The organism is Flavobacterium piscinae (genome assembly GCF_004122145.1).
In the GTDB taxonomy this organism is placed as follows: Bacteria; Bacteroidota; Bacteroidia; order Flavobacteriales; family Flavobacteriaceae; genus Flavobacterium; species Flavobacterium piscinae.
The window spans coordinates 233,479-259,664 of the sequence record NZ_SBKQ01000005.1; the positions used below are offsets into that span (position 1 = coordinate 233,479).

Below are 26,186 nucleotides of genomic sequence, written 5' to 3' on the forward strand. Positions count from 1 at the left end.
TCTTTGATTTCTTAAATCTGTGTTCACAAAATTTTTACTTCGCTTCTACAATCCAACCAAATGGATCTTCTTCTTTTTGGAGTTTAATGGCATTCAGTGTATCATTTACCATCACAGAAACGGGATTATTTTCCGGTAATTTAATCGTAAAATCATTGTTTCCGATTTCATCAATCATCGCTATTCCAACAGCTGTTCCGGTTCCGAAGGCCTCTTCTAAAGTTCCGTTTTTGGATGCTTCGATGATTTCAGAAATTTTGATGGGTTTTTCAATGACTTCAAAACCTTTTGAACGCAACAAATCAATTACACTCATTCTCGTAATTCCGGATAAAATAGAACCGCTTAAATCGGGTGTAATAAATTTACCATCAATTTTAAAGAAAATATTCATGGTTCCCACTTCTTGAATGTATTCAAAATCGTGAGCATCCAGCCATAACACTTGATCGTACGATTTCGCTTTGGCATATTCTGTCGGACGAATGGCTGCGGCATAATTTCCGGCTGCTTTGGCTTCTCCTGTTCCGCCATTGACGGCACGCACATATTTTTTCTCGGCGTACAATTTAATTTTTCTACTGAAAAAAGGTCCGGCAGGTGACGCAATCACCATGAATTTATAGCTAGTCGCTGCTCGCATTCCGATAAATGGTTCATCGGCATACATAAACGGACGCAAGTACAACGCACTACCTTCTTTGGTAGGAATCCATTGTTTTTCTAACTCGGTGAATTGTTTCAACGCTTCTACAAATAGTTCTTCCGGAAAAGCAGGCATTCCCATTCGGTTGGCACTGAAATTCAAACGTTTTGCATTTTCATAAGGACGGAATAACAAAGGAGTTCCCTCTTTTCCCAACGTGGCTTTCATTCCTTCAAAAATCGCCTGACCATAGTGCAAAGCCATGGCGGCGGGATGTGTTGGAATGAGCTGTAACGGTTCAATTCGCGGATTTTTCCACTCGCCATCTTGGTAATCGCAAACAAACATGTGATCGGTAAATTTTTTCCCCATCACAATATTATTTAAATCAACTTCTCCGACGGTAGAATGTGCTGCTTTTGTTACTTTAATTGCTGTCATTACTTCTTGCATTGTATTTATGATTTGCTCTCGATTCTATATACTGAAAAGAGAAATTATATTTTTGTATTTGTATTAAATTGCTCTAAATTGTCCCCTACTCGCTTTAAGAATGATCCTCCTAAAAATCCATCCACCACCCGATGATCAAAGGATAAGGATAAAAACATCATGCTTCTGATGGTTATTTCGTCTCCTTTTTCTGTGGTAATGACTTCCGGTCTTTTTTTGATGATTCCTAGTGCTAAAATGGCAACTTCCGGTTGATTGATAATGGGTGTTCCCATTAAACTTCCAAAGGTTCCAACGTTGGAAATAGTGAACGTACTTCCTTGAATATCTTCGGGTTTTAACTTATTATTTCGAGCGTTTTCGGCTAACTGATTTACTTCTTTGGCAATGGAAATGATGTCTTTTTCATTGGCATTTTTCACCACAGACACAATTAAATTTCCGGTTGGTAGAGCGGTTGCCATTCCAATATTGATGTCATTGTGTACAATGATTTTATTTTCATCAACTGAAACATTAATTAGCGGAAAATCTTGAATCGCTTTGGCTACAGCATCAATAAAAATGGGTGTAAATGTTAACTTTTCTCCATATTTTTCTTGAAATTTATCTTTGTTTTCATTTCGCCAATTCACCAAATTCGTTACATCCACTTCCAGATACGAAGTAACATGTGGCGAAGTTTGCTTGGAATAGACCATGTGATCGGCAATCATTTTTCGCATACGATCCATTTCGACAATTCGGTCTTTTCCTTCAACAAAATTAATTTTGGGTTTAGGAAAGTTTGTCGGTTGTCGGTTATCGGTTATCGGTTTTGACTGTAAAGGATATTTTCTGTTTTTTAGATAATTGAACACATCACTTTTTTGAATTCGTCCATCAATTCCTGAACCCGGAATACTTTGTACTTCTTCCAAGGAAAGATTTTCTTTTTGGGCGATACTGATGATTAAAGGACTTAAAAAGTTGTCGGTTAACTGTTGCCTGTTTAAAGTTTCATGTTTCAGGTTTAAAATTTCAAGTTTTGATTTTGAAACAACTTCTTCTTTTAGACCAGAATTATTTTCAACTTCCAGTTTCTGACTACCTGCTTCTGACTTTATTAACGCCAAAACTTTTCCAACTTCCACCACATCATCTTTTTGAAAACGAATTTCTGTAATGGTTCCCGAAACAGGTGATGGTACTTCACTGTCCACTTTATCGGTGGCAACTTCCAGCAAAGTTTCTTCCGCTTCAATATAATCACCAACGTTTTTTGTCCAATTGATGATGGTGGCTTCTGATATGCTTTCGCCCATTTTGGGCATTTTGAATTCTATTATCATGTTTTAGTCTTCAGTTGCAGTCGCAGTCGCAGTTCCAATTATATCTGAAAACTGGGACTGAGACTGTCTACTTATTTTTAAATTCTTCTAATGTTTTATAAAACGCTTCTTGTGTTGGGCGATTTTTAGGTATCTCTCTCAATGGCTTAACCGCTTTCAACGTTTCATAACATTCTGCCGGTAATTGTTGATACAAACCCGTTCCTTTCGTTTTCCAATCAATCATTTCATCAGAAACGTCTTTTATAATTGTGGCCGGATTTCCAACGACCATTTTTCTATTTGGAATTTGCATTCCGGCTTTTATAAATGCTAAAGCTCCGACGATACATTCGTCTCCCACATTCACATCATCCATGATGACGGCATTCATGCCAACCAAACAATTTTTACCGATGTCAGCTCCGTGAATAATGGCTCCGTGACCAATATGAGCTCCTTCTTTCAACACCATCGACTTACCGGGAAACATGTGAATGGTACAATTTTCTTGCACATTGCAACCGTCTTCAATGATGATTTCTCCCCAATCGCCACGAATCGCTGCTCCGGGACCCACATACACGTTTTTCCCAATAATCACATTACCCGTTACCGCTGCTTGCGGATGGATAAAACTGCTTTCGTGTATGACGGGGATGAACCCTTTGAATTCGTAGATCATATTTTTTTTAGATAAAAGAGAATAGAATATAGAAAATAGATATTTTGTTTTGTCTATTCTCTATGTTCTATTTTCTATATTCTTTATTTAAACTTCTTCAACGTTTCTTTCGTAAAATCGGATAAAACCAAACGACCGCTAATGGCGGCTCTTTCGGCTAAAAGATTATCCCAATCATCGGTGCCTCGCCAGAAAATCTTTTTCATTTCGAGCATTGCTTCCGGATTGTAAGTGCAAAGGTGTTCTGCAAATTTTTGTACGGCTTCGTCTAATTCTTCGATGGTTTGAAAAACGGAAGCATACAATCCTTTTTCTCTTGCCCAATTGGCTTCGTAAAATGTATTGGCATCAATGGCGATTTGTGACATCGCAGATACACCCATTTTTCTTTCAATTGCCGGAGAAACTACAAAGGGACCGATGCCTACATTTAATTCGCTTAATTTGATTGAAGCGAATTTCGTGGCCATACAATAATCCGTAGAAGCTGCAATTCCTACTCCGCCACCAACCGTTTTCCCTTGAATTCTCCCGATGATGAATTTTGGACATTTTCGCATGGCATTGATGACATTGGCAAATCCCGAGAAGAATACTTTTCCGGTTTCGGCATCGTTGATGGCAATTAATTCTTTAAAACTGGCTCCGGCACAAAAGGTGCAGTCTCCACCACTTTTGAGGATAATGACTTTTACTTGGTCATTGTTTCCGGCTTCGGTAATGGTATTGGCTAAATCTTTTAAGACATCACTTGGCAAGGAGTTCTGTTCGGGATGAAAAAACTCGATAGTGGCGATGTTATTTTGTATGTTATGTTTTACGTAGGGTTGTGTCATTGCTAATATTTTTTAACCGCGAAGTCCGCAAAAGATTTACGCAAAGTCCGCAAAGTTCATTCTCAATTATAAAATATTAAATTGTTCAAAATGATGATTCAAATGTTTTCGCTCCAATAAATAGGATTCATATTTATTCAAATGGCCGAAAACCATGTTCTTTAATTTAGCTTCCGGATGTTCTTTAAAAAAGGTTTTATACGCTTCTCTGGCTTCGAAAAATTTTGCTTTGGCGGTTTCAAAATCGGGATGAATCAAATCTTCCAATTCTCCTTTTTTCATTGTTGGAAAAGCGGTTCCTTTTGGGAATTTTTCGTAATTGTATAACGAGTTATGTACTTTATCCAAAATCTTTTCAGGCGTTGTAATTTCGAAATCTTGAATTTCTCCTGATAAGATGCGATAACCTTGTTCCAGATGTTCCAACAAATGTTGTGGGGTTAAAATTCCCCAATTTGGTTTGGTTTCCGGTTTAAGTTTTTGAATGCATTCAGCCACTTTTTCATCGGTCATTTCGACAAAAACTTCTTGTTTTTTCTGCACCATAGTTAATATAGTGGCAACAGCAACCAGTTCGTTTTCGGCATCAAAAACTTCCACAAACCATTTTACAATTCCGCTTGGGTGCTCGGCAGAAGCGACATCCCGTTCGATTTTTTGTTTGCATGTTAAACGAACATAAATCGTGTCGTTATGATAAATTGGCCGTAAAAAACGACATTCTTCTAATCCGTAATTGGCAGCAACCGGTCCTTTATTTGGATATACAAATAATCCAGCGGCGGCGGCTAAAATGAAATAACCGTGAGCGGTTCGTTTTTCAAAAATGCTTCCGTCTAACGAAGTGATATCGGTGTGAGCATAAAAATGATCCCAGGTTAAATTGGCAAAATTGATGATATCCGTATCCGTAACGGTTCGCTTATGCGTTTTGAGCGACATTCCGGGTTGAATATCTTCCCAATGGTATTGAAACGGATGTTGTGTAATTTCTTTATAAGCCGAATTTGGTTGATATATTCCCGTAATTTCGGTCAATGTCGTTGGTGAACCTTGAATGGCACAACGTTGCATGTAATGTTTGATACCACGAACACCACCCATTTCTTCTCCTCCACCGGCACGTCCGGGACCACCGTGAATTAATAAAGGAAGTGGTGAACCGTGACCTGTACTTTGTTTTGCATTTTCACGATTTAGAACCAAAATTCTACCGTGGTGAGAAGCGGCATTGACCACATATTCTTTGGCAATTTCATCTGAGTTAGTCACGATAGATGAAACTAATGAACCTTTACCCATTTGAGCTAATTCAATTGCTTCGTCTATATTTTTATAAGGCATAATGGTTGAAACCGGTCCGAAGGCTTCCGTTTCATGCACAGAAAGATTATGGAATGGATTATCTTCCCGTAACACAATCGGACTTACAAAAGCTCCTTTTTCATCGGCTCCAATCAGATTTACTTTCTCCATATTTCCATAAACGATAGAAGCTGTTTTGGACAATTCGTTTACTCTGTTTTTCAACACCTCTGCTTGGGCTTTGCTGACTAAAGCTCCCATGCGAACCTCTTTCAATCGAGGGTCGCCGATGGATACTTTGTCTAATGACTTACCGAGTGCGATTTGAACGTCTTCTATCAACTTTTCCGGTACAATCATTCTGCGAATGGCGGTACATTTTTGTCCGCATTTCACGGTGATTTCACTTCTGGCTTGGTTGATAAACAAATCAAATTCGGGTGTTCCGGGAATGGCATCTTCACCTAAAATAGAAGCATTTAAAGAATCGGCTTCCATGGTAAACGGAACGGATTCTTGAATAATTCTCGGATGAGCTTTAAGCAAACGTCCGGTTGCGGCTGAACCGGTGAAAGTGATGACATCCTGACTTTCTACTGTATCAAATATATTTTTGGCTGTTCCGCTGATGAGTTGTAAGGCTCCTTCAGGTAGAATATTGGATGCGATGATTTCTTTTACGACTGCTTCAGTTAAATAAGCGGTTACCGGAGCAGGCAAAACTACAGCCGGCATTCCAGCCATCCAGTTCACCGCACATTTTTCTAACATTCCCCATATCGGGAAATTGAAGGCATTGATGTGAATCGCCACTCCTTTTTTGGGTACTAATATGTGATGAGCCATAAATCGACCACCTTTGGACAAGTCGATTGGATCGCCTTCTACATGATACGGTTGATTAGGGAATAACTTTCTTAAAGATGCGTTGGCAAATAAATTTCCGAAACCACCTTCGATATCAATCCACGAATCTACTCGTGTTGCTCCGGTGCGGTAACTGATTTCGTAGAATTGTTCTTTGCGTTTGGTTAAATACATCGCCAAACTTTTAATCATATTTCCACGTTCTTGGAAAGTCATTTTGCGGAGTTTTTCTCCACCTTTTGTTCTTCCGTATTGCAAAATGGCAGGAATATCTAAACCTTCTACCGTTGTGGAAGCAATGAATTCTCCTGTAACGGCATCAAAAGAAGGAACTCCTTCGCCGGTTCCGGTGGTCCATTTTCCGAGGACATAATGTTGTGTTTTATTCATAATTTATCTTTTAACCGCAAAGCACGCAAAGAATTTTCGCTGAGTTCGCTAAGTTTTTTTTTAAACTCTTTCTATAATAGCCGCATAGCCTTGACCAACGCCAATGCACATGGTAATCAAGGCATACCGTTTTCCTGTTAGTTGCAATTCTAAAGCGGCGGAATAGGCAATTCTCGCTCCTGTCACACCAAGCGGATGACCGATCGCAATCGAACCTCCGTTTGGATTTAAACGAGGGTCGTTGTCGGTAATTCCCCAAGCTCTGGTGCAAGCTAATACTTGTGCAGCAAAGGCTTCGTTTAGTTCAATTATATCCATATCGGCTAAAGTTAAACCGGCTTTCGCTAATGCTTTATTTGTGGCTTCAACCGGACCTATTCCCATGATTCTAGGTTCTACTCCTACCACAGCGGAACTAACAATTCGAGCTAATGGTTTGAGGTTATATTTTTTTACGGCTTCTTCAGATGCGATGATGGTTGCGGCGGCTCCGTCATTTAATCCGGAGGCGTTTCCTGCAGTCACACTTCCTTCTTTTCTGAAAGCCGGACGAAGTTTTGATAATCCTTCTAAAGTTGTATTAGGTTTGACAAATTCATCTGTAGAAAATACAATCGGGTCGCCTTTTCGTTGCGGAATTTCTACTGCAACAATTTCTTTTGCTAAACGTCCGGATTGTTGAGCTTTTGTTGCTTTCATTTGACTATTGTAGGCAAAAGCATCTTGATCTTCTCTTGAGATGTTGTATTTATCAACTAAGTTTTCTGCGGTTTCTCCCATGGCATCCGTTCCATATTGTTGATGCATTTTCGGATTGATGAAACGCCATCCAAAACTGGAATCGTACATTTTACTATCGGTTCCAAAAGCGGCTGATGGTTTGGAGACCACTAATGGTCCACGCGTCATATTTTCGATTCCTCCAGCTATGAAAATGTGTCCGTCTCCGGATTTGATGGCACGGTTGGCATGAATGATAGCCGATAGTCCGGAACTGCACAAACGGTTAATGGTTTCTCCAGGAACTGTATAAGGTAATCCGGCCAAAAGCAATGACATTCTGGCTACATTTCGGTTATCTTCTCCTGCTTGGTTTGCACAACCCATTATGACGTCGTCATAAGCATCTTTTGGGATATTAGGATTTTTATCTAATACTGATTTGATGACCAAAGCTCCTAAATCATCCGGTCGAACGGCTGATAAGGTTCCTTGATAACTTCCGATGGGAGTACGAACTCCGTCCATGATGTATGCTTCCATATTGATTTATTTGATTGCTGATTTTTGAACTGTTTTAAACTTCAAAAATGCTTCGCCAATTCGAGCAAAGCTCTCGGGTCAAAAATCGTTATTCTTCAGTCGTTAATTATACCCACTCTTTTTCACTTCGAAACACGGTTCCTTTGAAAAGTGCGACTGTTTTTTCTTCTTTTTTTATTTCGATGGTATAAAAACCAAATTTATTTTTTAGAGCATTTTCGGTGGCAATGGCAATAATCTTATCCCCTTCTTTCAAAGCTTCAATATGGTTAATTGAAGTATCGATACTAACGGATTGACGACCGTGTGAATTAGCAGCAAAAGCCAAAGCACTATCGGCCAAGGAATACGTGATTCCACCATGAGCGATGCCAAATCCGTTGGTCATTTCTTTGCGGATGGTCATGGATAAAACGCATTTACCTTCTGAAATTTCCTCTACAGCAATACCGAGCCATTGGCTAAAGGCATCATTCATAAACATTTTATTTACAATTTCAGGAGGATTCATTACTTGTAAAAAGTTAAACTTTCACGATTCATTTTTCTTAAAATCGGACTGCAACGGTAGCGGTCTTCGTGGTATTCATTATAGAGTTCATCTATTTTTTCGACGCACCAACTGATTCCTTTTTCGTCTGCCCAAGCAAGTAATCCTTTTGGGTAATTCACTCCTTTGGTCATGGCATTATCGATGTCTTTTACTGAGGCAATATTTAAAAAGAAAGCTTCAGCCGCTTCGTTGATAAGCATCACTAAAATTCTATCAACGATGTATTGTCCTAATTCATTATCCTCAACTGCTTTTGGTAAATCTTCACTGTAATTATAATAACCTCTTCCTGATTTTCTACCTAAAAACCCGGCTTCTGAAAGTCGTTTTTGCGTGAAAGAAGGTTTGTATCTCGGATCGAAATAAAAAGCGGTAAAAACAGTTTCAGTAACGGTGTAATTAACATCGTTTCCGATAAAATCCATCAATTCAAATGGTCCCATTCGGAAACCGCCGATGGTTTTCATCGCCCAATCGATAGTAGCGAAATCTGCTTTTCCTTCTTCATAAATTCGCAATGCTTCACTGTAAAAAGGACGAGCCACACGGTTGACAATAAATCCGGGTGTATCTTTAGCAATGGCAACGATTTTTTTCCACTCAGTGATGGTTTGAACCGTTTTTTCTAAAACTTCATCGCTGGTTTGAATGGCCGGAATCACCTCAACCAACTGCATTAACGGAGCCGGATTAAAGAAATGAATTCCAATTACTCGTTCCGGTTTTTGACAAGATGCGGCAATGGAAGCAATGGATAATGAAGAGGTATTAGATGCTAAGATGGTTCCCGGAGAGACGTAATTTTCTAATTCGGAAAATAGTTTTCTTTTAATATCTAAATTTTCAACTATAGCTTCGATGACTAAATCGGAATGGGATAATTCAGCAAAAGAAGTTGCATAGGAAATATGATTGATGATTCTGTCTTTTTCAGTTTCATCAATTTTCGCTTTTTCAACTAATTTGGAAAGGGTGATTTCTAGGTTTTTTCCACTTTTTTCCAATGTGGCAAGATTGGTATCATAAATTTTAACATTACAACCGGCAGTGGCCGCTACTTGAGCAATACCGCTACCCATTGTGCCACATCCGATTACAGCTACTTTCAAATTAGTTTCCATTAAATGTTGGTTTTCTTTTTTCAACAAAAGCCGTTACACCTTCTTTGTAATCGTTGGATGAACTGGCTTCAATTTGTAAATCAGATTCTAATGCCAATTGATTTTCTAAATTATTTGTCATGGATTGATTTAGTAATCGTTTGGTTAAACCGATGGCTTTGGTTGGCATTTCTGATAAAGTTTCGGCTAATTTAGTTACTTCTTCTAAAAATGATTCTGCAGCAATTACTTTGTAAACCATTCCTAATTGCTCCGCTTCTAAGGCTGAGACTTTATCTCCCAACATCATTAACGCAGAAGCTTTTTGAAAACCGATTAATCGAGGAAGGAAAAATGTTCCGGCACTATCGGGAATTAATCCGATTTTGCTGAAGGCTTGAATGAAAGATGCATTTTCGGAAGCTAAGACAATGTCACAAGCTAATGCAATATTGGCTCCTGCCCCTGCTGCTACACCATTCACTGCTGCAATAATTGGTTTTTCAATGGTTCTTATTTTTTGTATGATTGGATTATAATGTTCTTCCAAAATTTTTCTGAAACCGGGATTTAAATCTGGGTCGGTAACTTCTTTTAAGTCTTGTCCGGCACAAAAAGCTTTTCCGTTTCCGGTAATCACAATGGCTCGAATGGAATTATCATTTGAGCAATCTGTTAATGTTTTTTGCAAAGACAAAGCCATTTCACGGTTGAAACTATTGAATACGTCGGGTCTGTTCAATGAAATGAAGGCAACTTTGTTGTTTATTTTTAATTCGATGGAATTGGTCATATTATTAATTTAAGATTGAAGATTAACGATTTTTGAAATTAGAACTCTTTCAACTTCTAAAAATCAAAAATCAACATTCTTCAATCGTTAATCTTTTTATTTTAAACATTTAAAATAGTCAAAAGGTTCCAAACAGTCATCGCATTGAAACAATGCTTTGCAAGCTGTTGAACCGAATTGACTCACTAATTTGGTATTCAATGAACCACATTGTGGACATTTTACTACTTTTTTATTACCTAATAATGCTTCTTTGTCTACTGTTTCACTTAAAGGAGCAGCAATACCATATTTTTCAAGGGCTAAACGACCTTTAGGTGTAATCCAATCGGTGGTCCATGCCGGAGAAAGAACTAATTCTACTTTTGCTTCTAATCCTTTTTCACGAAAGGCTTTTTTGATATCATCTCCAATCACATCCATTGCGGGACAACCACTGTAAGTTGGTGTAATTTGAACTTCTACTATTCCATTTTTAATTTCAGCAGAACGAACAACTCCCATTTCCATAATCGACAATACCGGAATTTCCGGATCGGAAACTGCTTCGAGGATTTCGAAAAGTTGTTGGTCAATATGTTGGATTTGTACTGTCATAAATATTTAAGATTGAAGAATAACGATTTTTAATTTTTGAACTAAATTCTGATTTCAAAAATCATAATTCACCAATCGTTAATCATTCTACCATGTCATATTAGGATACGTTCGTTGCATGTATTGTAAGTCGGATAACAAATAACCCATGTGCTCACTGTGGACACCCATTTTCCCGCCTTTTTGAAAATACTCAACTTGTGGAATTTCAAGCGTGGCTTCTTCTAAAATGGAACTTACTTTTTTATAATACTCATCTTTTAACAAGGTTACATCCACACCAATTCCTTGTTGAACCATATCTTTATCTGCATCGGTTTGATGAAATAATTCATCCGTAAAAATCCATAAATCATTGATGGCAGTTTGGATTTTTTGATGACTTTCCTCTGTTCCATCGCCTAATCGTTTAGTCCAATCAGAAGAAAAACGAACGTGATACGAAACTTCTTTGATACTTTTATTGGCAATTGCCTTCAGCATTTCATCCTTGCTATTTTGTAATTCATTTAATAATGCCAAATGAAATACATCAAAGAAAAACTGTCTGGCAATAGAATAAGCAAAATCGGTATTGGGCTGTTCTACTAACAACACATTTTTGTATTCTCTTTCCAAACGTAAAAAGGCAACGGTATCTTCTGTAGCATCACCTCCTTGTAATTTGGCTACATACTGATAATAACTTCGGGTTTGCCCTAATAAATCGAGTGAAATATTGGTCATGGCTATATCGGTTTCTAAACTGGGTCCGTGACCACAAAGTTCACCAAGACGTTGACCCAAAATCAGACAATTGTCGGCAATTCCGAAAATGTATTGAATTAAATTTTTATTCATGTTACATGTGTTTTAATTCGTCCGGAAGTTCATAAAAAGTTGGATGACGATAGGCTTTGTCCATTGCCGGTTCAAAAGTTTCTCCGTTTAATTCCGGATTTGAGGCAGTGATTTGTGAAGAGGGTACAACCCAAATGCTCACGCCTTCCATTCTTCTGGTGTAAACATCACGTGCGTTTTGCAGAGCCATTTGAGCATCTGCGGCATGTAACGAACCACAATGACGGTGCTCTAATCCGTTTTTACTTCTGATAAATACTTCCCAAAGAGGCCAGTTTTTCATATTTATAAAATTTGTAGTCGCAGTCGCAGTTGACAGTCTGAATACTGAAAACTGTGACTGCTACCTATTTATATTGCTTTTTTCAATTCTCTATCTTCTTGTTTTTCAGCATACGCCACGGCTGCATCACGTACCCAGGCTCCTTTTTCCCAAGCTGATTTTCTGGCTTCTAAGCGTTGTTTATTACAAGGTCCGTGTCCTTTAACTACTTGCCAAAACTCATTCCAATCTAAATCACCGAAATCGTAATGTTTGCGTTCTTCGTTCCATTTTAAATTTGGGTCAGGAATGGTTAAGCCTAAAATATTAGCTTGCGGAACCGTTTGATCGACAAATTGTTGACGTAATTCATCATTGGTTTTACGTTTCAATTTCCATTTTACAGATTGCTCCGTATTGGGTGATTCAGCATCTTTTGGCCCAAACATCATTAACGAGGGCCACCACCAACGGTTCAAGGCATCTTGTGCCATTGCTTTTTGTTCCGGTGTTCCATTGCATAAGGTCAATAAAATTTCATAACCCTGACGTTGGTGAAAACTTTCTTCTTTACAAATGCGAACCATTGCTCTTGCATACGGTCCGTAAGAAGTTCCCATTAATGCCACTTGGTTCATGATGGCTGCACCATCAACCAACCAACCTACTGCACCCATATCCGCCCATGTTACCGCCGGATAATTGAAAATACTGGAATATTTTGCTTTTCCGGAATGCAACTGCTCATACATTTCTTCACGAGAAATTCCTAGCGTTTCAGCTGCACTGTACAAATACAATCCGTGACCGCCTTCATCTTGAATTTTAGCCAATAAAGCTACCTTTCTGCGTAAGGAAGGTGCACGCGTAATCCAATTGGCTTCCGGCAACATTCCCACAATTTCAGAATGAGCATGTTGTGAAATTTGACGAATATGCGTTTGACGGTACTTTTCCGGCATCCACTCTTTCGGTTCAATTTTTTCATCCCGATCAATGCGGGCTTGAAATAAATCTTCTAAACTTTTTAATTCTTTTTCAGACATTTTTTTTTAATTTTTTAAGGATTAAATACCAAAATCAATGACTACTTTTTTGGATAACGGAACGGCCTGACAACTCAACACGTAGTTTTTAGCCAGTTCATCTTCTTCTAACGAATAATTTAATTTCATTTCAACATCGCCTTCTACCACTTGACAACGGCATGTACTACAAACACCACCTTTGCAAGCATAAGGCAAATCGGCACCGGCAGCGATGGCCCCGTCTAACAAATTATCAAAATCTTCACCCATCACAAAGTGAAACTCTTTTCCACCATCAATAATCGTTACTTCTGTGCCTTCTGCTTTTTTCTCTAAAATTTGAGAAATACGTTTTTTATCGTCTTCTGACATTCCGGAAGTAAAGAGTTCATAATGAATATTTTCTTTCGGCAAACCGGCTGCTTGCAATTCATCTCGCAATAAAAAAATCATTTCTTCCGGTCCACAAATAAAACAAGCATCTGTAGAGGAAACATCAATAATTTTATCGGTCAGTATATTTATTTTTTCTTTCGTAAATCTGCCGTTGAACAACTCTGCAGAACGATGTTCTTTGGTTAAAAAATGAAAAATTTCAAAACGATTGAAATACACATTTTTCAACTGTTCTATTTCTTCTTTAAAGATAATGGATTTTACACTTCGATTCAAATAAAACAACTTAAACGTTGCGTTTGGTTCTGCGGCTAAATGTGTTTTGATAATGGACAAAATCGGAGTAATTCCGCTACCGGCAGCAAACGCAATATAATTTTTTGTTTTTTGAGGTTCAATTTGGGTGTGAAATGTTCCGTTGGGCGGCATTACTTCCAACACATCACCTTTTTTTAATTTTTCATCCACAAAAGTGGAAAATAAACCACCGTTTATTTTTTTAACAGCCACTTGCCATTTATTTTCAAGCGGACTGGAACATAAGGAATAAGAGCGTCTTACATCTTCGCCATTAATATCTTTTTTTAAGGTTAAATGTTGTCCTTGTTGAAACTGAAATTGCGGTTTCAATTCCTCCGGAACATCAAATGTTATAACAGAACAATCCTTGGTTTCCTTGTAAATGTCTGCAACGGTAAGGTTATAAAAATTTGCCATATTTTATTAAATACAAAAACTAACAATTGTTAGTTTAATAGGCAAATTTACTGATTTTTTTTGAATTACGAAAACGTTTGAAAATTTAACAATTGTTAATTAAATTGTTTTAGTTAGTTTTCCAACCCTTTGAAATATAGCGACGTAAACGATTTTAACAGAGTCTTTTCGTCCAACCCTTTTGATTTGGAATGCCACAAATACATGGTTCGTAAAGAGGAAAGTATGGCATAAACCATTACTTCTTGGTTGGATTTTTTGAGTTGACCATTTTGAATTCCTTCTTGAATAATTTTTCTGAAATTTTGTTCGTAGTCTTCCCGCATTTTGATGAAATACGACAATTGATCATCTGTTAGGTGCATCCAATCGTTATTCAAACACGCTAAAGCATCGGAATTTCGTAACGTGATTTTGATATGCAATTGAATAACTTTTTCAATTTTTTCTAATGTTGAAAGATTTGAGTTAACTATTTCATTCATCACCGAAGTAAATTCTTCTGCAATTTCAATGATAATAAGCACCAAAATTTCTTGTTTGGATTGAATGTGATTATACAGACTTGCTGCCTTAATATCCATGGCTTGAGCAATGTCACGCATGGTGACGGCACTATACCCTTTTTCTTTAAACAAGCGAGCCGATACGGCAACAATCTCAGCTTTTCTGTCGGTAATTTTCATATGATTCAAAGATAAAGAGTTTTTTTGAGTTCGGTAACTTTTGTTACGGAATGGTTTTCAGGAAGTTGTTACTTTTGTTTCAAATTTAAATATCTAAAAAATCTAAAGAATTAAAATAATCTAAAAGATGAGTATTCTTTGGAACACAGATTGAAGAAATTTAAAAAATTTAAAAAATAATTTAACATTAAGCAAGTAAGATTCATTAAGTTAAAAAACTAATTAAAAAAATAAACATGGGATTATTAAGTATGTTAGGAATTGGAGGAAAATCAGAAAGTGTCAAAGAGTTCATGGACAAAGGTGCAGTTATTATTGATGTAAGAACTGTCGGAGAATATAGAGAAGGACACATTAAAGGTTCAAAAAACATTCCGTTGGACACCATTTTTTCAAAAACAGCAGAGATAAAAAAATTAAACAAACCGGTTATCGTTTGTTGTCGTTCCGGAATGCGAAGCGGTCAAGCGGCTTCAATACTGAAAAACAGCGGCGTGGAAGTGATGAATGGTGGCGGTTGGGAAAGTTTGGAGGGTAGATTATAATCAGGTTTTAATTTTTTTGGACAAACCGGTTGATGTCAGAACGGTTTCTCCGTTGTATTCTAATTTCCAACCCATCGTATTAGTCAAAATCAAAATTTTAGACAATTCGCTAATCAATCGATTTTCGGCGTTTGTTTTCAATTTTGATTTTTCCATTTTTTTGGCAATTTCAGCTTTTACTTTTTTATTGATTTTATTGTAATCGGCCGTGCCAAATGGATTAAAGGTACTTTCATCGATACTGTAAAAATGAATATCAGGATTAATTTTCATTTCCGCTTCCGGAATATTTTTAATAGAAATGGTTTTTGTCGTTTCGTTAATGTCATATTTAATCTTACTTAAATCATATGAAACGGTAACATCGGCATTCACTACCATTAACGCTTTCTTTTCAAAAGAAACCATGTCCATGAAGTATTTCTTTTGATCTTTATAAGTCATCACTTGCGAATAATGTCCTTCGGTAACTACTAATTTGGAGACATTTTTAAGTTGTTTTTCAATTAATGTAGAATTATATTCAATGGTTGAAGAAGCGGACGAGCGAGTAAAATATTGGTAAGCAAAAAATATAACAATCCCAATAACAATCAAATAAATTAATTTACCGGACCTGCCAAATGCCTGAATAATTGGCACCAATACATTCTTAATCTGTGTTTCTGTGGATTGATTTCTTCGTGTAGCCATCGACTATAAATTTATACGAAGATAAAAATTTATATCAACTTATTCGATTTGGCTTTTTGAATGGCTTCTAACTTATTGTGCACTTGCAATTTGGTATAAATATTTTCAATATGTTTTCGAACGGTAGAAGGGGAAAGAATCAAATTATCAGCAATTTGGTTGTAATTTAATCCTTTTGAAAGTTGTTCCAACACTTCAATTTCACGCGTGGAAAGTTTGATTTCTTCCTCTTCTGTTTTCGCATCAAAGTCGATGGGATTTCGTAGTAATTTTAAAGTTTTCAAAGCAATAGATGGATTCATCGCCGCACCACCATTCAGTGTTTCGATGATGCCTTGGTACAAATCAGATGGGTTCACTTCTTTCAACAAATAACCATCGGCACCGGCTTTGATGGCATTGAAAATATTTTCATCATTATCAAAAGCAGTCAACATAATCACTTTAATATGCGGATATTTTTGTTTGACGATTGCGGTGGCTTCAATTCCGTTTAACACCGGCATTTCGATGTCCATTAAAAGAACATCCAAATTGTGATTTTCATCCAATTTTGTTAACAATTCCGCTCCGTTTAAGGCCGAAAATTTGATTTGAATAGCCTCAAAAAAAGACAACTTTTCCTTTATAGCTTTGATGAGAAAACTATTATCATCGATGATGGCGAGCTTGATGTTCATTTTTTTACAAATTAGTTTTACTGAAAAGATGTAAAAATTCCAATTTCAATTGAATGGCGGTTAATTGCTGCTGCGTGTTTTCTTCCAATGCTGCCAAATTGTTAATGGAATCATTCATTTTGTCTTTTTTATTTTTTTCTGAAATCAATTGGTCTTGCATACAAAAAACACGGTAAAGATGTTCTTTGGCATTTACACTGTTTTTCCGTTTGAAATATAAAATCAAAAACAAGTTAATGAATATAAATACGATTAAAAGGGAATGATTCATGATAATTAAAATTTTTGACAACATTCAAATGTAGTGAAAAGCAAAACTGAAATCCATACGGCAATTGCCTTATTCTAACCAATTTCTTTAACTATCGTGACTATCGTTCCGTTTCCTTTTTCAGTATTAATTTTTAAGTTGGCTTTTAGCTCTAACGCTCTCTTTTTCATATTATTCAAGCCATTTCCCAGTTCAATTTCAGTTTCTGAAAAGCCTATTCCGTTATCACTAATGGAGAAAATCATCTTGTTCTCTTCTTGATGCAATAGAATTTTAATTTGCGTTGCGTTGGCGTATTTTATTGCATTATTAACCGCTTCCTGAATAATTCGATAAATATTCATTCCTTCTAGAGAGGAAAACTCATGTGAGGCGTTCACATTTTTTTCAATTGAGAAATCAAACGAAATTCCCTGAGTGGCCAATTTGGCTTGATCAATAAAATTAGTAATTCTGATTTGCAAATCTTCCACAGAAATTGCACTTTTATTCATGGCCCAAATGGTATCACGCAATTCGGTAATGGTGTTTTTAGTAAACCCACTAATGTCATCAAATTTGGAAACCAATTTCTCTTTCGCAATATCAAAGTACTTTAAATTATCAATCGAAGAAATGATGAAGGTAAGTTGCGAACCAATATTATCATGCAAATCCCTGGAAATTTGCAATCGTTGTTCTTGTAATTTATTTTGGGTTTCAATTTTAACAAGAGCTTCTTTAAGTTCGGCTTCTTTGATTAACTGACTATTTTTAATTTTTTGTTGGTTATATAAAAGATAACCCAATAATCCCAAAACAAAAGCAAAACCTAAGGAACCGAAAATCATTGTATTTTTCTTTTTTAATTTCAATTCTTTTTCGGCTAAATCGGCTCTGTTTTGTGCAATTTCTGTGTCTTTTTTGGCGGTTTGGTATTTTGTTTCCAGCTCTTGAAGTTGTTTTACATTGGATAACTTCTGGATGCTATCGTGAAAAACCCCTTTCTTTTTATAAAATTCACTAGCCATTTTATAATCATTTTTGGCTTCATACAACAAGGCATAGTAATTTAAAGTATTCTCTATATCAAAAGCAGATTTCGACTTTTTGGCATAATAAAAGGCACTGTCAAAACATTTTTTAGCTGCAACATAGTTTTCTTTGTAAAGATGCACATCGCCAATGTTATTATAAGAAGAAGCTAAACCGGCAAAATTTTGAATGGAATACTCGGTCTTTAATGCTTTGTTAAAGTAAATAAAAGCGGAGTCTGTTTGTTCTAAATAATAGTAAACTCCCCCTACATTATTTAATGATTCTGCCATTCCTCTTTTGTCATTAAGTTGAATTTCGAAATCAAGTGATTTTTTAAAATAGGATAATGCTTGCTCTAAATTATTTTCTTCCACATACACAATCGCCAGATTGTTGTAAGCTTCCGAAAGTCCCTTTTTATGATTAATTTTTTGATACGCCTCTATTGCTTTTTGATGATAGGATTTGGCTTTCTCAACCACTCCAAGTGATTTATAAACCAAACCTAAATTATTATTGATTATGGCTTGATTTAAAAAATCCTTTTTTGCATCATAAATTTTTAACGCTGTTAAAAATGATTTCAAGGATGCTTCATATAATCCCATATTCCGCTGACAAGCTCCAATATTATTTTGAGAAGAAGCGACTATTAATGCGTCTTTTGTTAAGGATAATGCCTTTTTAGAATATTCAATTGCTTTTGGATAATCACCAATCACACGCGTTACAATCCCTTTATTGTTGTAGGTATAAGCCAATGAAAGTTGCAAATTTTTAGATTTGGCTATTTTCTCCGCTTTTTCTAATAATTGAATTGCTTCTCGTGAATTAGAAGGATAAATTTTTAATGCTTTTACATTTAAATCATCAATCGATTTATCCTCTTTTACTTGTGCAAAAGTGTAAATTGTAAAAAAAAGTAATACGTACAAAATTCTAAATTGGGTCATCATACGGCTATTTTAGTAATGTATTCAAATTTAATTGTTTTAGGCTAAAGTTCATAAAAAATTAGCCATACAAACTTCATTTCTATTTCAATACTACAATTAAATTGAGTAGTAAAACTAAAAATACCATAAAATAAAGAAGTAGCACGATGCGTAATGATTTGATTGTTTTCATTTTTTTTAATGTTGGGATAGAACAAATTTCGGTCAAAGAAGTTTGCAGAACAATACGGCATTTGCCGTAAAAAAAACTTCCCAACCGAAGTAGCTATTCGATTGGGAAGTATAAAACCACCATTTTTTTTAATTTATCTCAACGTTGAAAGAACCTTCCGTAATTTGTTTAACTGAATTGTCATTTGGGTTCTTTGCTGAATAAGTAAACGTTCCTTTTACACGTGTATCTGTTACTTCACTAAAGCTAATTGTTCCTCTAGGCGAATCATCATCATAAGGAGCTGACCAAGTTTGAGAGTCTAAAGGATTTGAAACATTTGCCTCAATGTATGAAGCTACTCTAAAAACCGAACTGGATCCTCCAAATTCATAAGTTCCTACACCATCAAATCCATTAATTGTAAATGAAAATCCTTTTTGAGATGTACTAGTACCTAACATTGATAGGGTAGTATTGCCTCCGGCAGAAACAAGTGTAGCGGAAGTTGTAATTTCTAAAGTTGTTACAGTTGTTCCATCAACTTTTGCAGTAATAGTTCCTGCTGCCGCATTTCCACCACCACCGCCATCATCATCACTACAAGATGTTAAAAAAAGTGCTGATGTTACTAAAAAGCACGCACAGATAAATTTAATTGTTTTCATAATTGTTAAAATTTAAATTGGTTATTGTATGGGACAAAGTTGTGCCAAAAACCAATGGCCATCAATAAGGCAAATGCCGTATTTATTTATGTGAACATAATTTATGAACAACACCCTTAATTCATACCAAAAAACTAGCATTTCATCACAAAAATTAAATATTGTTGAGAAAAAAAAATAACTTGTAAAAATTTTTTTTATGTTAACAATTAGAAAAATTCATTTACTTCTATTACTCATCCCGTTTTCAGCCTTTTCAATAACTGAAAATAAAAAAACGACTGAAAATGATTCAGTTAAATTTTATTATGAAATTGGATTAAAATTTTTTGATGAAAATAAAGACTCTTCTCTATATTATGCTGAAAAGGCCATTCGTTTCGGGATAAACAAAAATGCATCAAATACGTTAGCCGCTTCTTATCAATTAAAAGGGAGATGTCTGTTTTATAAAAGCAAATTCGATCAGTCAATTAAATTCCATAATAAGTCCTTGTCTATTAACTTAAAAAATAATGACAAAGAAGCTTTGGCTGCGAATTATTTTTACTTATCACAATCTTATAATCTAAAAAATGATTTTACTAAAGTTTTAACAAACTTAAATAACGCCAGAAAGTATTATGAACTTTTAAATGACAGTATTGGAATTGCCAGAATTTATAACAATTATGCCATACTTTACTACAAACAAAATAATAAAAAACTCGAAAAAGAAAATTTAGAAAAAGCTATTGAGATACTAATTAAATTAAAATCAGAAAAAGCAAAAAGGCTGTTAGATGTAATTTATTTTAATAATGCAATCAGTTTAAGAGAAGAAAAAAAATATGATGAAGCTCTTAAAATATTTTTAAAACAATATGACAAACATAAAATATACAATAAAACAGATTTACCTCTTGTTTCAAGAGCCTTAGGAATGACATATCTTGGATTGAAAGACTACGATTTGGCTGAAAAATATATTCAAGAATCTTTAAATTTATATTTAAAGAGAAAAAACATTTCTGGTTATGCCGATTGTTATCGCGAATTAGGTGAAATATACTACTTAACCAATCGAAAAGAAAAAGCAATTGAAGTTACTGAGTTGGCTTTAAAAAGTTCATTAGAAATTGGAGAATTAGAATCTGTAAAACTATGTTATGAAAAATTACATCTTTATCATAAAGAAATTCATGAATACAAGAAAGCTTATGAAAATTTAATACTTTTTAAAAAATATAGCGATTCTATTTTTAATGAAAAAATTAATGATGATCTAACTCAACAAAAAATAAACTTTGAGTTAACAAAAAATGATTTGGTAAATAAAAACAAAAGGAAGTTATACGAGCAAGAATCAAAAAATAAATTAAAAACGCAAAAAACCATACTTATATTCACAATAATCGCTGCTTTTTTATTTTTGATTATTTCTTTCATTAGTTTTCAACAATTTAAAAAATCAAAAAATCAAAACCAAATCATAATTAATCAAAAGAAAAAAATTGAGCATTCATTGAATGAAAAAGAGGTACTTTTAAAAGAGGTTTATCATAGAGTAAAAAATAATCTTCAAATAATCAGTAGTTTACTTGAAATTCAAATTAATCAAAACGACAACACAGGTTTTACAAAATCCGCCAAAGAAATTCAAAATAAAATACAAGTTATCAGCTTATTACATCAAAACCTATACGAATCTGACAATTTGAATTATATCAATTTTGAAAAATACATAGAGGAGTTAATTCAATATTTCTCAAAAATTTACTTACTACAAAATGATAATATAAAATTTCATTTTAATTGTGAAAACATTAATTTAAGAATTAGTCAAGCAATCCCCTTAGGTTTAATAATTAATGAACTTGTATCAAATGCGTTTAAGCACTCTTTTAATACAAAAAACAAAGGAAATATCTGGATTTCTTTAAAATTAATTGAAAAGTTCAATGTACTAACCCTAGAAAATGACGGAGAATTAATCCCGGATAATTTTAAGCTTGAAGAGCAAAACACTTTGGGATTAAAATTAGTTCGTATATTAAGTGAACAACTAAATGGAAGTTTTAGTTTTCAAACCGTAAAAAACAAAAATATTTTTATCATTAAATTTAATTCCTAATGCAAAAAATTTTAATTGTAGAAGATGAGTTAATCATTGCCGAAAACACTAAAATTATTTTATCAAAAAATAACTATGAAGTTATTGGAATTGCTAAAAATTATAATCAGGTTTTTGATATAATAGTCCAAAAAAAACCTGAATTAATATTATTAGATATCCATTTAAATGACAAAAAAAACGGAATTGATGTAGCAAATGAATTGAATAAAAATTTTAAAATTCCTTTTATTTATACAACCTCCTACTCTGACACAAATACTTTGGACGAAGCTAAAATAACATCACCTTTAAATTACTTGGTAAAACCTTTTACCGAAGAACAATTAATCTCTATCATAAAAATATCAACTTTTAATTTAATAAAAAATATTGAAGTAAAAGATTCTATCGAGGTTACAAAATCAAATTTCAAAAACGAAGAATTCATCTTTGTAAAAGAAAAACTGGATTTGATAAAAATTAAAATTTCTGATATTAAGTGGATTCGTTCTGATGGAAATTATCTTGAAGTTTATTGTAATGAAAAATTTAAACTAATAAGAGCAACTATTTCTTCCTTTTATGAAAGTTTACCCGAAAACTTTATCAGAATTCATAATTCCTATATAATAAACATGAATTTCTTAGAAGTAATTCAATCTTCTTATGTTATCATAAACAACAACAAAATTCCGATTTCTAAAAACTATAAAGCAGATTTTTTGAAAAAAATCAATGTTTTGTAATAGGGCATTTATCCCAAAAAATTCATCAACCATCACATAGTTTTTTTTTCACAATAGGTTAGAAATATTTTTGATTCAGAAACTTTAATCAAACCTACTATGAAAAAAATCTTTTACTTTTTATTTTTTGTGTGTTTTAGTGGAATTAATTTTGCACAAAACATACAAATTCAAGTTGGAAATGCACCAAATGTTTTTGCTAGTGCCGGAAGATTACCAATTGAAATTACTTATGGTTATAATTATTCACAAACCATATATCATGCCGGTGAAATTAATCAAACAGGATATATCAACAGAATTGAATGGCATACCGCACCATCATCAAGTCTAGGTTCGGCCAATAATTCCGTTGTATATATTGGAACAACATCTAAGAATGGATTTGATTCCACCACAGATTGGATTCCTGTTTCGCAACTCACTCAAGTTTATGCTGGTCCATATACAAGTAGTACAAATACTTGGGGAGGAATTAATTTACAAACTCCTTTTTACTATAATGGAGTGGATAATTTAGTTATTGCATTTGACGATAATCATAGTTCTTGGCAACCAAGCAATAGCTTTTTAGTAGAGGGAAGACCGGAAAACAGAGGTATTCACAGAAGATCTGACTCTTTTAATACAGACCCGAACTCACCCGGAACTGCAAACGCTCTTTATTCTTATATTCCCAATACACGTTTATTTTTTTCTACCAATAATAGTTGCTCTAATGCTATTCCTTTATCTCCAACTTTAGCATTTTACGACTTACCGTTAATTGGACAAAGTAATTTAGGAATATCAAACTCAGGCGAGCTTCCAAATCCAACCTGTGGAAATTATCAGGGCGGAGATTTATGGTACACAGTTACAGTTCCATCGAATGGAAACCTAAATATTGAAACAAAAGGAAACACAGGTGACACAGCATTACAAGTATATTCCGGTTCTTGTGGGTCATTATCCCTTGTTGGATGTGACGACAATTCCGGAGATGGAGATTTTTCTTTAGTGAGTATAAACAACCCTGCTTTAGCAAATCAAACGTTGTACATAAGAGTATGGGAACCCGGAAATGATGCAACCATAAATTTTGATATAGCCGCATGGAGTTCTTTACTGCCAACATTTCCTTCAACATCCTTAAATTTTGATGGTAATAATGATTATATATCCGGTCCAAATTTGCCTTTAGCAAATACCTCTTTTAGCATAGAATTTTGGGCAAAAAGAAGTTCCACAAATACAGATGATTTTGTTTTTTTTCAAGGGAGTCCAAATAATAATATAGGAATGCATGTTGGTTTTAGACCAAATAACAAATTCACGTTTGACTTTTGGAATAATGGTGTAGATTCTAATGCTACTATTAATGATACGAATTGGCATCATTATGCTGTTACTTATAATGCCTCTTCAAATTTACAATCAATTTATATTGATGGTGTATTAGATAATACTAGAACCGCTACAACTGATTTCAATGGTTCAGGTGCAATAAATATAGGAAGAGTAAGTACATTTGGTTATTATCATGGAAATATAGACGATTTAAGAGTTTGGAATTATGAATTAACTCAAACAGATATTACAAACAGAAGAACTTGTGAATTAAACGGTAATGAAGCTGGATTATTAGTATATTATCAATTTAATCAAGGTAACGGTGGAGTAAATAATACTTCGCAAACCGGTTTATTTGATGCAGTTTCTTCAACAAATAATGCAACATTTAATTCGTTTATGTTAAATGGAACTACTTCAAACTTTGTTGTTGATTCACAAGTTGTTACAGATAATTTCACATCTTTAGAACCTACCGTTAATCCTCAAATTATTTATAACATAGGAGATACGGCAACTCCTTTAACTGCCATAGGTTCCGGCTTATTGTGGTATTCTTCCGAAAATGGAGGAACGGGAACTGCAACTGCACCTACTCCAAATACTTCTACAGCAGGAACCTTTAATTTTTATGTTTCTTCTACTTCTGGTAATTGTGAAAGTAAAAGAATACTTATTCAAGTATTAGTAGGCAACTTTACTCCCGGAAGTAGTTTAAATTTTGATGGTTCAAATGATTATATCATAGGTCCAAATTTACCTTTAGCAAATAATTCTTTTAGTATTGAATTTTGGGCAAAAAGAGAAACTACAAATGCAGATCATTTTATTCTTTTTCAAGGTAGTGAAAATAATAATAATGGTATGCATGTTGGTTTTAGAAGTACTAATAAATTTACTTTTGACTTCTGGAGTAATGGTGTAAATTCTAATGCTACTATTTCGGATTCTAACTGGCATCATTACGCTGCTACATATAATGCAACAACTAATTTGCAATCTATTTATATTGACGGAGTTTTGGATAATACCAGAACTGCAACTTCAGATTTTTTAGGATCTGGTTTAATTAATTTAGGTAGAGTAAGTACTTTTGGATACTTTGATGGAAATCTTGATGATTTAAGAATTTGGAATTATCAATTAACTGCTACAGAGATTTCAACGAGATATAATTGTGAATTAAATGGAAATGAAAATGGATTAATAGCCTATTATAAATTTAATCAAGGGACGAATGGAATTAATAACAATTCTACATCTAATCTTTTTGATTCTGTAACTAACACTGAAAATGGTAGTTTAACAAACTTTGCACTTAGTGGCACAACTTCAAACTGGGTTTCAGATTTTGGAGTAGCAACCGGAACTACTTGTTCGGAACCAACTCCAACACCAACAGTATCTAATCAAACTTTTTGTTCCGGAGCCACAGTTGCTAATCTTGTTGCTACCGGCACTGGAACATTCAATTGGTATAATGTATCAACCGGAGGTACTGCTTTGCCAAATACTCATTTATTACTATCAGCAACCTATTATGTATCTCAAACAATAAATGGAAATGAAAGTGCTAGAGTAAGTTTTCAAGTAACCATAAATGAAACACCTACTCCTCCAACGGCATCGGCTCAAGCGTTTTGTAGCAATGCCAATCCAACTGTAGCTGATTTAGTAGCTTCGGGAACAAATCTTTCTTGGTATGCATCAGCAACGGGTGGTTCGGCTTTGGCATCTTCAACAGCCCTTACTTCCGGAACTTATTTTGTTTCACAAACAGTTAACGGTTGTGAAAGTACCAGAACTTCAGTTGCAGTGACGGTGACTTCAGTTACTGCTCCAACAGCATCGGCTCAAGCGTTTTGTAGCAATGCCAATCCAACTATAGCTGATTTAGTAGCAACCGGAACAAATATTTCTTGGTATGCATCAGCAACGGGTGGTTCAGCTTTGGCATCTTCAACAGCACTCGCTTCCGGAACTTATTTTGTATCGCAAACAGTTAATGGTTGTGAAAGTAACAGAACTTCGGTTGCTGTCACGGTAACTTCTGTCTCGGATCCAACAGCATCGGCTCAAGCGTTTTGTAGTAATACCAATCCAACTATAGCTGATTTAGTAGCATCGGGAACAAATCTTTCTTGGTATGCAACTGCAACGGGTGGTTCGGCTTTGACTTCTTCAACAGCCCTTACTTCCGGAACTTATTTTGTTTCACAAACAGTTAACGGTTGTGAAAGTACCAGAACTTCAGTTGCAGTGACGGTGACTTCAGTTACTGCTCCAACAGCATCGGCTCAAGCGT

Annotated in this window: 24 protein-coding genes; 4 read left to right on the top strand and 20 right to left on the bottom strand. The window is 34.8% G+C overall.

The features are described from left to right. Positions 1–34: 34 nt before the first annotated feature. The 15 genes from EQG68_RS06525 to EQG68_RS06595 all read right to left on the bottom strand — a co-directional run bounded on the left by EQG68_RS06525 (position 35) and on the right by EQG68_RS06595 (position 14,727). A complete protein-coding gene (locus EQG68_RS06525) occupies positions 35–1,099 on the bottom strand; it encodes a branched-chain amino acid aminotransferase (protein WP_246011664.1) in 1,065 nt (354 codons plus the stop codon). A 44-nt stretch (positions 1,100–1,143) separates the two neighbouring features. Beyond that, positions 1,144–2,430, bottom strand: coding sequence for a dihydrolipoamide acetyltransferase family protein (locus tag EQG68_RS06530; RefSeq protein ID WP_246011665.1), 1,287 nt, complete (start codon positions 2,428–2,430; stop codon positions 1,144–1,146). 67 nt (positions 2,431–2,497) lie between these two features. Beyond that, positions 2,498–3,094, bottom strand: coding sequence for an acyltransferase (locus EQG68_RS06535; RefSeq protein ID WP_129463982.1), 597 nt, complete (start codon positions 3,092–3,094; stop codon positions 2,498–2,500). An 83-nt stretch (positions 3,095–3,177) separates the two neighbouring features. After that, on the bottom strand, positions 3,178–3,930 hold the full coding sequence (locus EQG68_RS06540; protein WP_129463983.1) for an enoyl-CoA hydratase/isomerase family protein: 753 nt from the start codon (positions 3,928–3,930) through the stop codon (positions 3,178–3,180). A gap of 66 nt (positions 3,931–3,996) precedes the next feature. Continuing rightward, a complete protein-coding gene (gene paaZ, locus EQG68_RS06545; protein ID WP_129463984.1) occupies positions 3,997–6,492 on the bottom strand; it encodes a phenylacetic acid degradation bifunctional protein PaaZ in 2,496 nt (831 codons plus the stop codon). A gap of 60 nt (positions 6,493–6,552) precedes the next feature. Next, complete coding sequence (gene pcaF / locus EQG68_RS06550) at positions 6,553–7,755, bottom strand: 3-oxoadipyl-CoA thiolase (RefSeq protein WP_129463985.1); 1,203 nt, start codon at positions 7,753–7,755, stop codon at positions 6,553–6,555. Positions 7,756–7,861: 106 nt separating this feature from the next. Then, complete coding sequence (locus tag EQG68_RS06555) at positions 7,862–8,266, bottom strand: PaaI family thioesterase (protein WP_129463986.1); 405 nt, start codon at positions 8,264–8,266, stop codon at positions 7,862–7,864. After that, the gene (locus EQG68_RS06560; RefSeq protein WP_187347462.1) at positions 8,266–9,429 is read right to left on the bottom strand and encodes a 3-hydroxyacyl-CoA dehydrogenase NAD-binding domain-containing protein; all 1,164 of its coding nucleotides are present in this window, start codon (positions 9,427–9,429) and stop codon (positions 8,266–8,268) included. The genes EQG68_RS06555 and EQG68_RS06560 overlap by 1 nt, the downstream gene beginning before the upstream one ends. After that, positions 9,419–10,201: an enoyl-CoA hydratase-related protein gene (locus EQG68_RS06565; RefSeq protein WP_129463987.1), complete on the bottom strand. Its 783-nt coding sequence runs from the start codon at positions 10,199–10,201 to the stop codon at positions 9,419–9,421. Before EQG68_RS06565 ends, EQG68_RS06560 begins: the two co-directional genes overlap by 11 nt. Before the next feature lie 96 nt (positions 10,202–10,297). Further along, positions 10,298–10,798, bottom strand: a complete 501-nt coding sequence (gene paaD / locus EQG68_RS06570) for a 1,2-phenylacetyl-CoA epoxidase subunit PaaD (protein ID WP_129463988.1) — start codon at positions 10,796–10,798, stop codon at positions 10,298–10,300. Positions 10,799–10,885: 87 nt separating this feature from the next. Continuing rightward, positions 10,886–11,638 (bottom strand): 1,2-phenylacetyl-CoA epoxidase subunit PaaC, encoded by a 753-nt coding sequence (gene paaC, locus EQG68_RS06575; RefSeq protein ID WP_129463989.1) that lies wholly within the window; start codon positions 11,636–11,638, stop codon positions 10,886–10,888. 1 nt (position 11,639) lies between these two features. Continuing rightward, positions 11,640–11,921 (bottom strand): 1,2-phenylacetyl-CoA epoxidase subunit PaaB, encoded by a 282-nt coding sequence (gene paaB, locus EQG68_RS06580; protein WP_129463990.1) that lies wholly within the window; start codon positions 11,919–11,921, stop codon positions 11,640–11,642. Positions 11,922–11,989: 68 nt separating this feature from the next. After that, a complete protein-coding gene (gene paaA / locus EQG68_RS06585) occupies positions 11,990–12,946 on the bottom strand; it encodes a 1,2-phenylacetyl-CoA epoxidase subunit PaaA (protein WP_129463991.1) in 957 nt (318 codons plus the stop codon). A 21-nt stretch (positions 12,947–12,967) separates the two neighbouring features. Continuing rightward, on the bottom strand, positions 12,968–14,041 hold the full coding sequence (gene paaE, locus EQG68_RS06590; RefSeq protein WP_129463992.1) for a 1,2-phenylacetyl-CoA epoxidase subunit PaaE: 1,074 nt from the start codon (positions 14,039–14,041) through the stop codon (positions 12,968–12,970). Between the two features lie 113 nt (positions 14,042–14,154). Then, positions 14,155–14,727, bottom strand: coding sequence for a TetR/AcrR family transcriptional regulator (locus EQG68_RS06595; RefSeq protein ID WP_129463993.1), 573 nt, complete (start codon positions 14,725–14,727; stop codon positions 14,155–14,157). A gap of 236 nt (positions 14,728–14,963) precedes the next feature. Here EQG68_RS06595 and EQG68_RS06600 point away from each other — a divergent pair, with 236 nt between their 5' ends. Further along, on the top strand, positions 14,964–15,272 hold the full coding sequence (locus EQG68_RS06600; protein WP_129463994.1) for a rhodanese-like domain-containing protein: 309 nt from the start codon (positions 14,964–14,966) through the stop codon (positions 15,270–15,272). Here EQG68_RS06600 and EQG68_RS06605 read toward each other — a convergent pair whose 3' ends face one another. The 5 genes from EQG68_RS06605 to EQG68_RS06625 form a co-directional block, all read right to left on the bottom strand. Next, complete coding sequence (locus EQG68_RS06605; protein WP_129463995.1) at positions 15,273–15,965, bottom strand: DUF4230 domain-containing protein; 693 nt, start codon at positions 15,963–15,965, stop codon at positions 15,273–15,275. A 29-nt stretch (positions 15,966–15,994) separates the two neighbouring features. After that, positions 15,995–16,645 carry a response regulator gene (locus tag EQG68_RS06610; protein WP_129463996.1) on the bottom strand — a complete coding sequence of 217 codons (651 nt, stop codon included), beginning with the start codon at positions 16,643–16,645 and terminating at the stop codon, positions 15,995–15,997. Between the two features lie 4 nt (positions 16,646–16,649). Next, a complete protein-coding gene (locus EQG68_RS06615; protein ID WP_129463997.1) occupies positions 16,650–16,916 on the bottom strand; it encodes a hypothetical protein in 267 nt (88 codons plus the stop codon). Between the two features lie 74 nt (positions 16,917–16,990). Then, positions 16,991–18,886: a tetratricopeptide repeat-containing sensor histidine kinase gene (locus tag EQG68_RS06620; protein ID WP_164975403.1), complete on the bottom strand. Its 1,896-nt coding sequence runs from the start codon at positions 18,884–18,886 to the stop codon at positions 16,991–16,993. 303 nt (positions 18,887–19,189) lie between these two features. Continuing rightward, positions 19,190–19,708 carry a DUF6252 family protein gene (locus EQG68_RS06625; protein WP_129463999.1) on the bottom strand — a complete coding sequence of 173 codons (519 nt, stop codon included), beginning with the start codon at positions 19,706–19,708 and terminating at the stop codon, positions 19,190–19,192. A 199-nt stretch (positions 19,709–19,907) separates the two neighbouring features. On the opposite strand from EQG68_RS06625, the gene EQG68_RS06630 reads away from it, so the two are divergent. The 3 genes from EQG68_RS06630 to EQG68_RS06640 form a co-directional block, all read left to right on the top strand. Beyond that, positions 19,908–21,821, top strand: a complete 1,914-nt coding sequence (locus EQG68_RS06630) for a tetratricopeptide repeat-containing sensor histidine kinase (protein ID WP_129464000.1) — start codon at positions 19,908–19,910, stop codon at positions 21,819–21,821. Continuing rightward, a complete protein-coding gene (locus EQG68_RS06635; protein WP_129464001.1) occupies positions 21,821–22,549 on the top strand; it encodes a LytR/AlgR family response regulator transcription factor in 729 nt (242 codons plus the stop codon). The genes EQG68_RS06630 and EQG68_RS06635 overlap by 1 nt, the downstream gene beginning before the upstream one ends. Before the next feature lie 99 nt (positions 22,550–22,648). Next, positions 22,649–26,186, top strand: a 3,538-nt coding sequence (locus EQG68_RS06640; RefSeq protein WP_187347463.1) for a LamG-like jellyroll fold domain-containing protein, incomplete at its 3' end; no start/stop codon positions are given.

What these genes read in the sequence shown, in the direction of transcription:
- paaE (WP_129463992.1), bottom strand. Translation starts at nt 14,041, where the DNA reads ATGGCAAATTTTTATAACCTTACCGTTGCAGACATTTACAAGGAAACC.
- EQG68_RS06635 (WP_129464001.1), top strand. Translation starts at nt 21,821, where the DNA reads ATGCAAAAAATTTTAATTGTAGAAGATGAGTTAATCATTGCCGAAAAC.
- EQG68_RS06615 (WP_129463997.1), bottom strand. Translation starts at nt 16,916, where the DNA reads ATGAATCATTCCCTTTTAATCGTATTTATATTCATTAACTTGTTTTTG.
- EQG68_RS06620 (WP_164975403.1), bottom strand. Translation starts at nt 18,886, where the DNA reads ATGACCCAATTTAGAATTTTGTACGTATTACTTTTTTTTACAATTTAC.
- paaC (WP_129463989.1), bottom strand. Translation starts at nt 11,638, where the DNA reads ATGAATAAAAATTTAATTCAATACATTTTCGGAATTGCCGACAATTGT.
- paaZ (WP_129463984.1), bottom strand. Translation starts at nt 6,492, where the DNA reads ATGAATAAAACACAACATTATGTCCTCGGAAAATGGACCACCGGAACC.
- EQG68_RS06560 (WP_187347462.1), bottom strand. Translation starts at nt 9,429, where the DNA reads ATGGAAACTAATTTGAAAGTAGCTGTAATCGGATGTGGCACAATGGGT.
- paaB (WP_129463990.1), bottom strand. Translation starts at nt 11,921, where the DNA reads ATGAAAAACTGGCCTCTTTGGGAAGTATTTATCAGAAGTAAAAACGGA.
- EQG68_RS06555 (WP_129463986.1), bottom strand. Translation starts at nt 8,266, where the DNA reads ATGAATCCTCCTGAAATTGTAAATAAAATGTTTATGAATGATGCCTTT.
- EQG68_RS06610 (WP_129463996.1), bottom strand. Translation starts at nt 16,645, where the DNA reads ATGAACATCAAGCTCGCCATCATCGATGATAATAGTTTTCTCATCAAA.
- EQG68_RS06535 (WP_129463982.1), bottom strand. Translation starts at nt 3,094, where the DNA reads ATGATCTACGAATTCAAAGGGTTCATCCCCGTCATACACGAAAGCAGT.
- EQG68_RS06630 (WP_129464000.1), top strand. Translation starts at nt 19,908, where the DNA reads ATGTTAACAATTAGAAAAATTCATTTACTTCTATTACTCATCCCGTTT.
- pcaF (WP_129463985.1), bottom strand. Translation starts at nt 7,755, where the DNA reads ATGGAAGCATACATCATGGACGGAGTTCGTACTCCCATCGGAAGTTAT.
- EQG68_RS06565 (WP_129463987.1), bottom strand. Translation starts at nt 10,201, where the DNA reads ATGACCAATTCCATCGAATTAAAAATAAACAACAAAGTTGCCTTCATT.
- EQG68_RS06530 (WP_246011665.1), bottom strand. Translation starts at nt 2,430, where the DNA reads ATGATAATAGAATTCAAAATGCCCAAAATGGGCGAAAGCATATCAGAA.
- EQG68_RS06600 (WP_129463994.1), top strand. Translation starts at nt 14,964, where the DNA reads ATGGGATTATTAAGTATGTTAGGAATTGGAGGAAAATCAGAAAGTGTC.
- paaD (WP_129463988.1), bottom strand. Translation starts at nt 10,798, where the DNA reads ATGACAGTACAAATCCAACATATTGACCAACAACTTTTCGAAATCCTC.
- paaA (WP_129463991.1), bottom strand. Translation starts at nt 12,946, where the DNA reads ATGTCTGAAAAAGAATTAAAAAGTTTAGAAGATTTATTTCAAGCCCGC.
- EQG68_RS06595 (WP_129463993.1), bottom strand. Translation starts at nt 14,727, where the DNA reads ATGAAAATTACCGACAGAAAAGCTGAGATTGTTGCCGTATCGGCTCGC.
- EQG68_RS06525 (WP_246011664.1), bottom strand. Translation starts at nt 1,099, where the DNA reads ATGCAAGAAGTAATGACAGCAATTAAAGTAACAAAAGCAGCACATTCT.
- EQG68_RS06540 (WP_129463983.1), bottom strand. Translation starts at nt 3,930, where the DNA reads ATGACACAACCCTACGTAAAACATAACATACAAAATAACATCGCCACT.
- EQG68_RS06605 (WP_129463995.1), bottom strand. Translation starts at nt 15,965, where the DNA reads ATGGCTACACGAAGAAATCAATCCACAGAAACACAGATTAAGAATGTA.
- EQG68_RS06625 (WP_129463999.1), bottom strand. Translation starts at nt 19,708, where the DNA reads ATGAAAACAATTAAATTTATCTGTGCGTGCTTTTTAGTAACATCAGCA.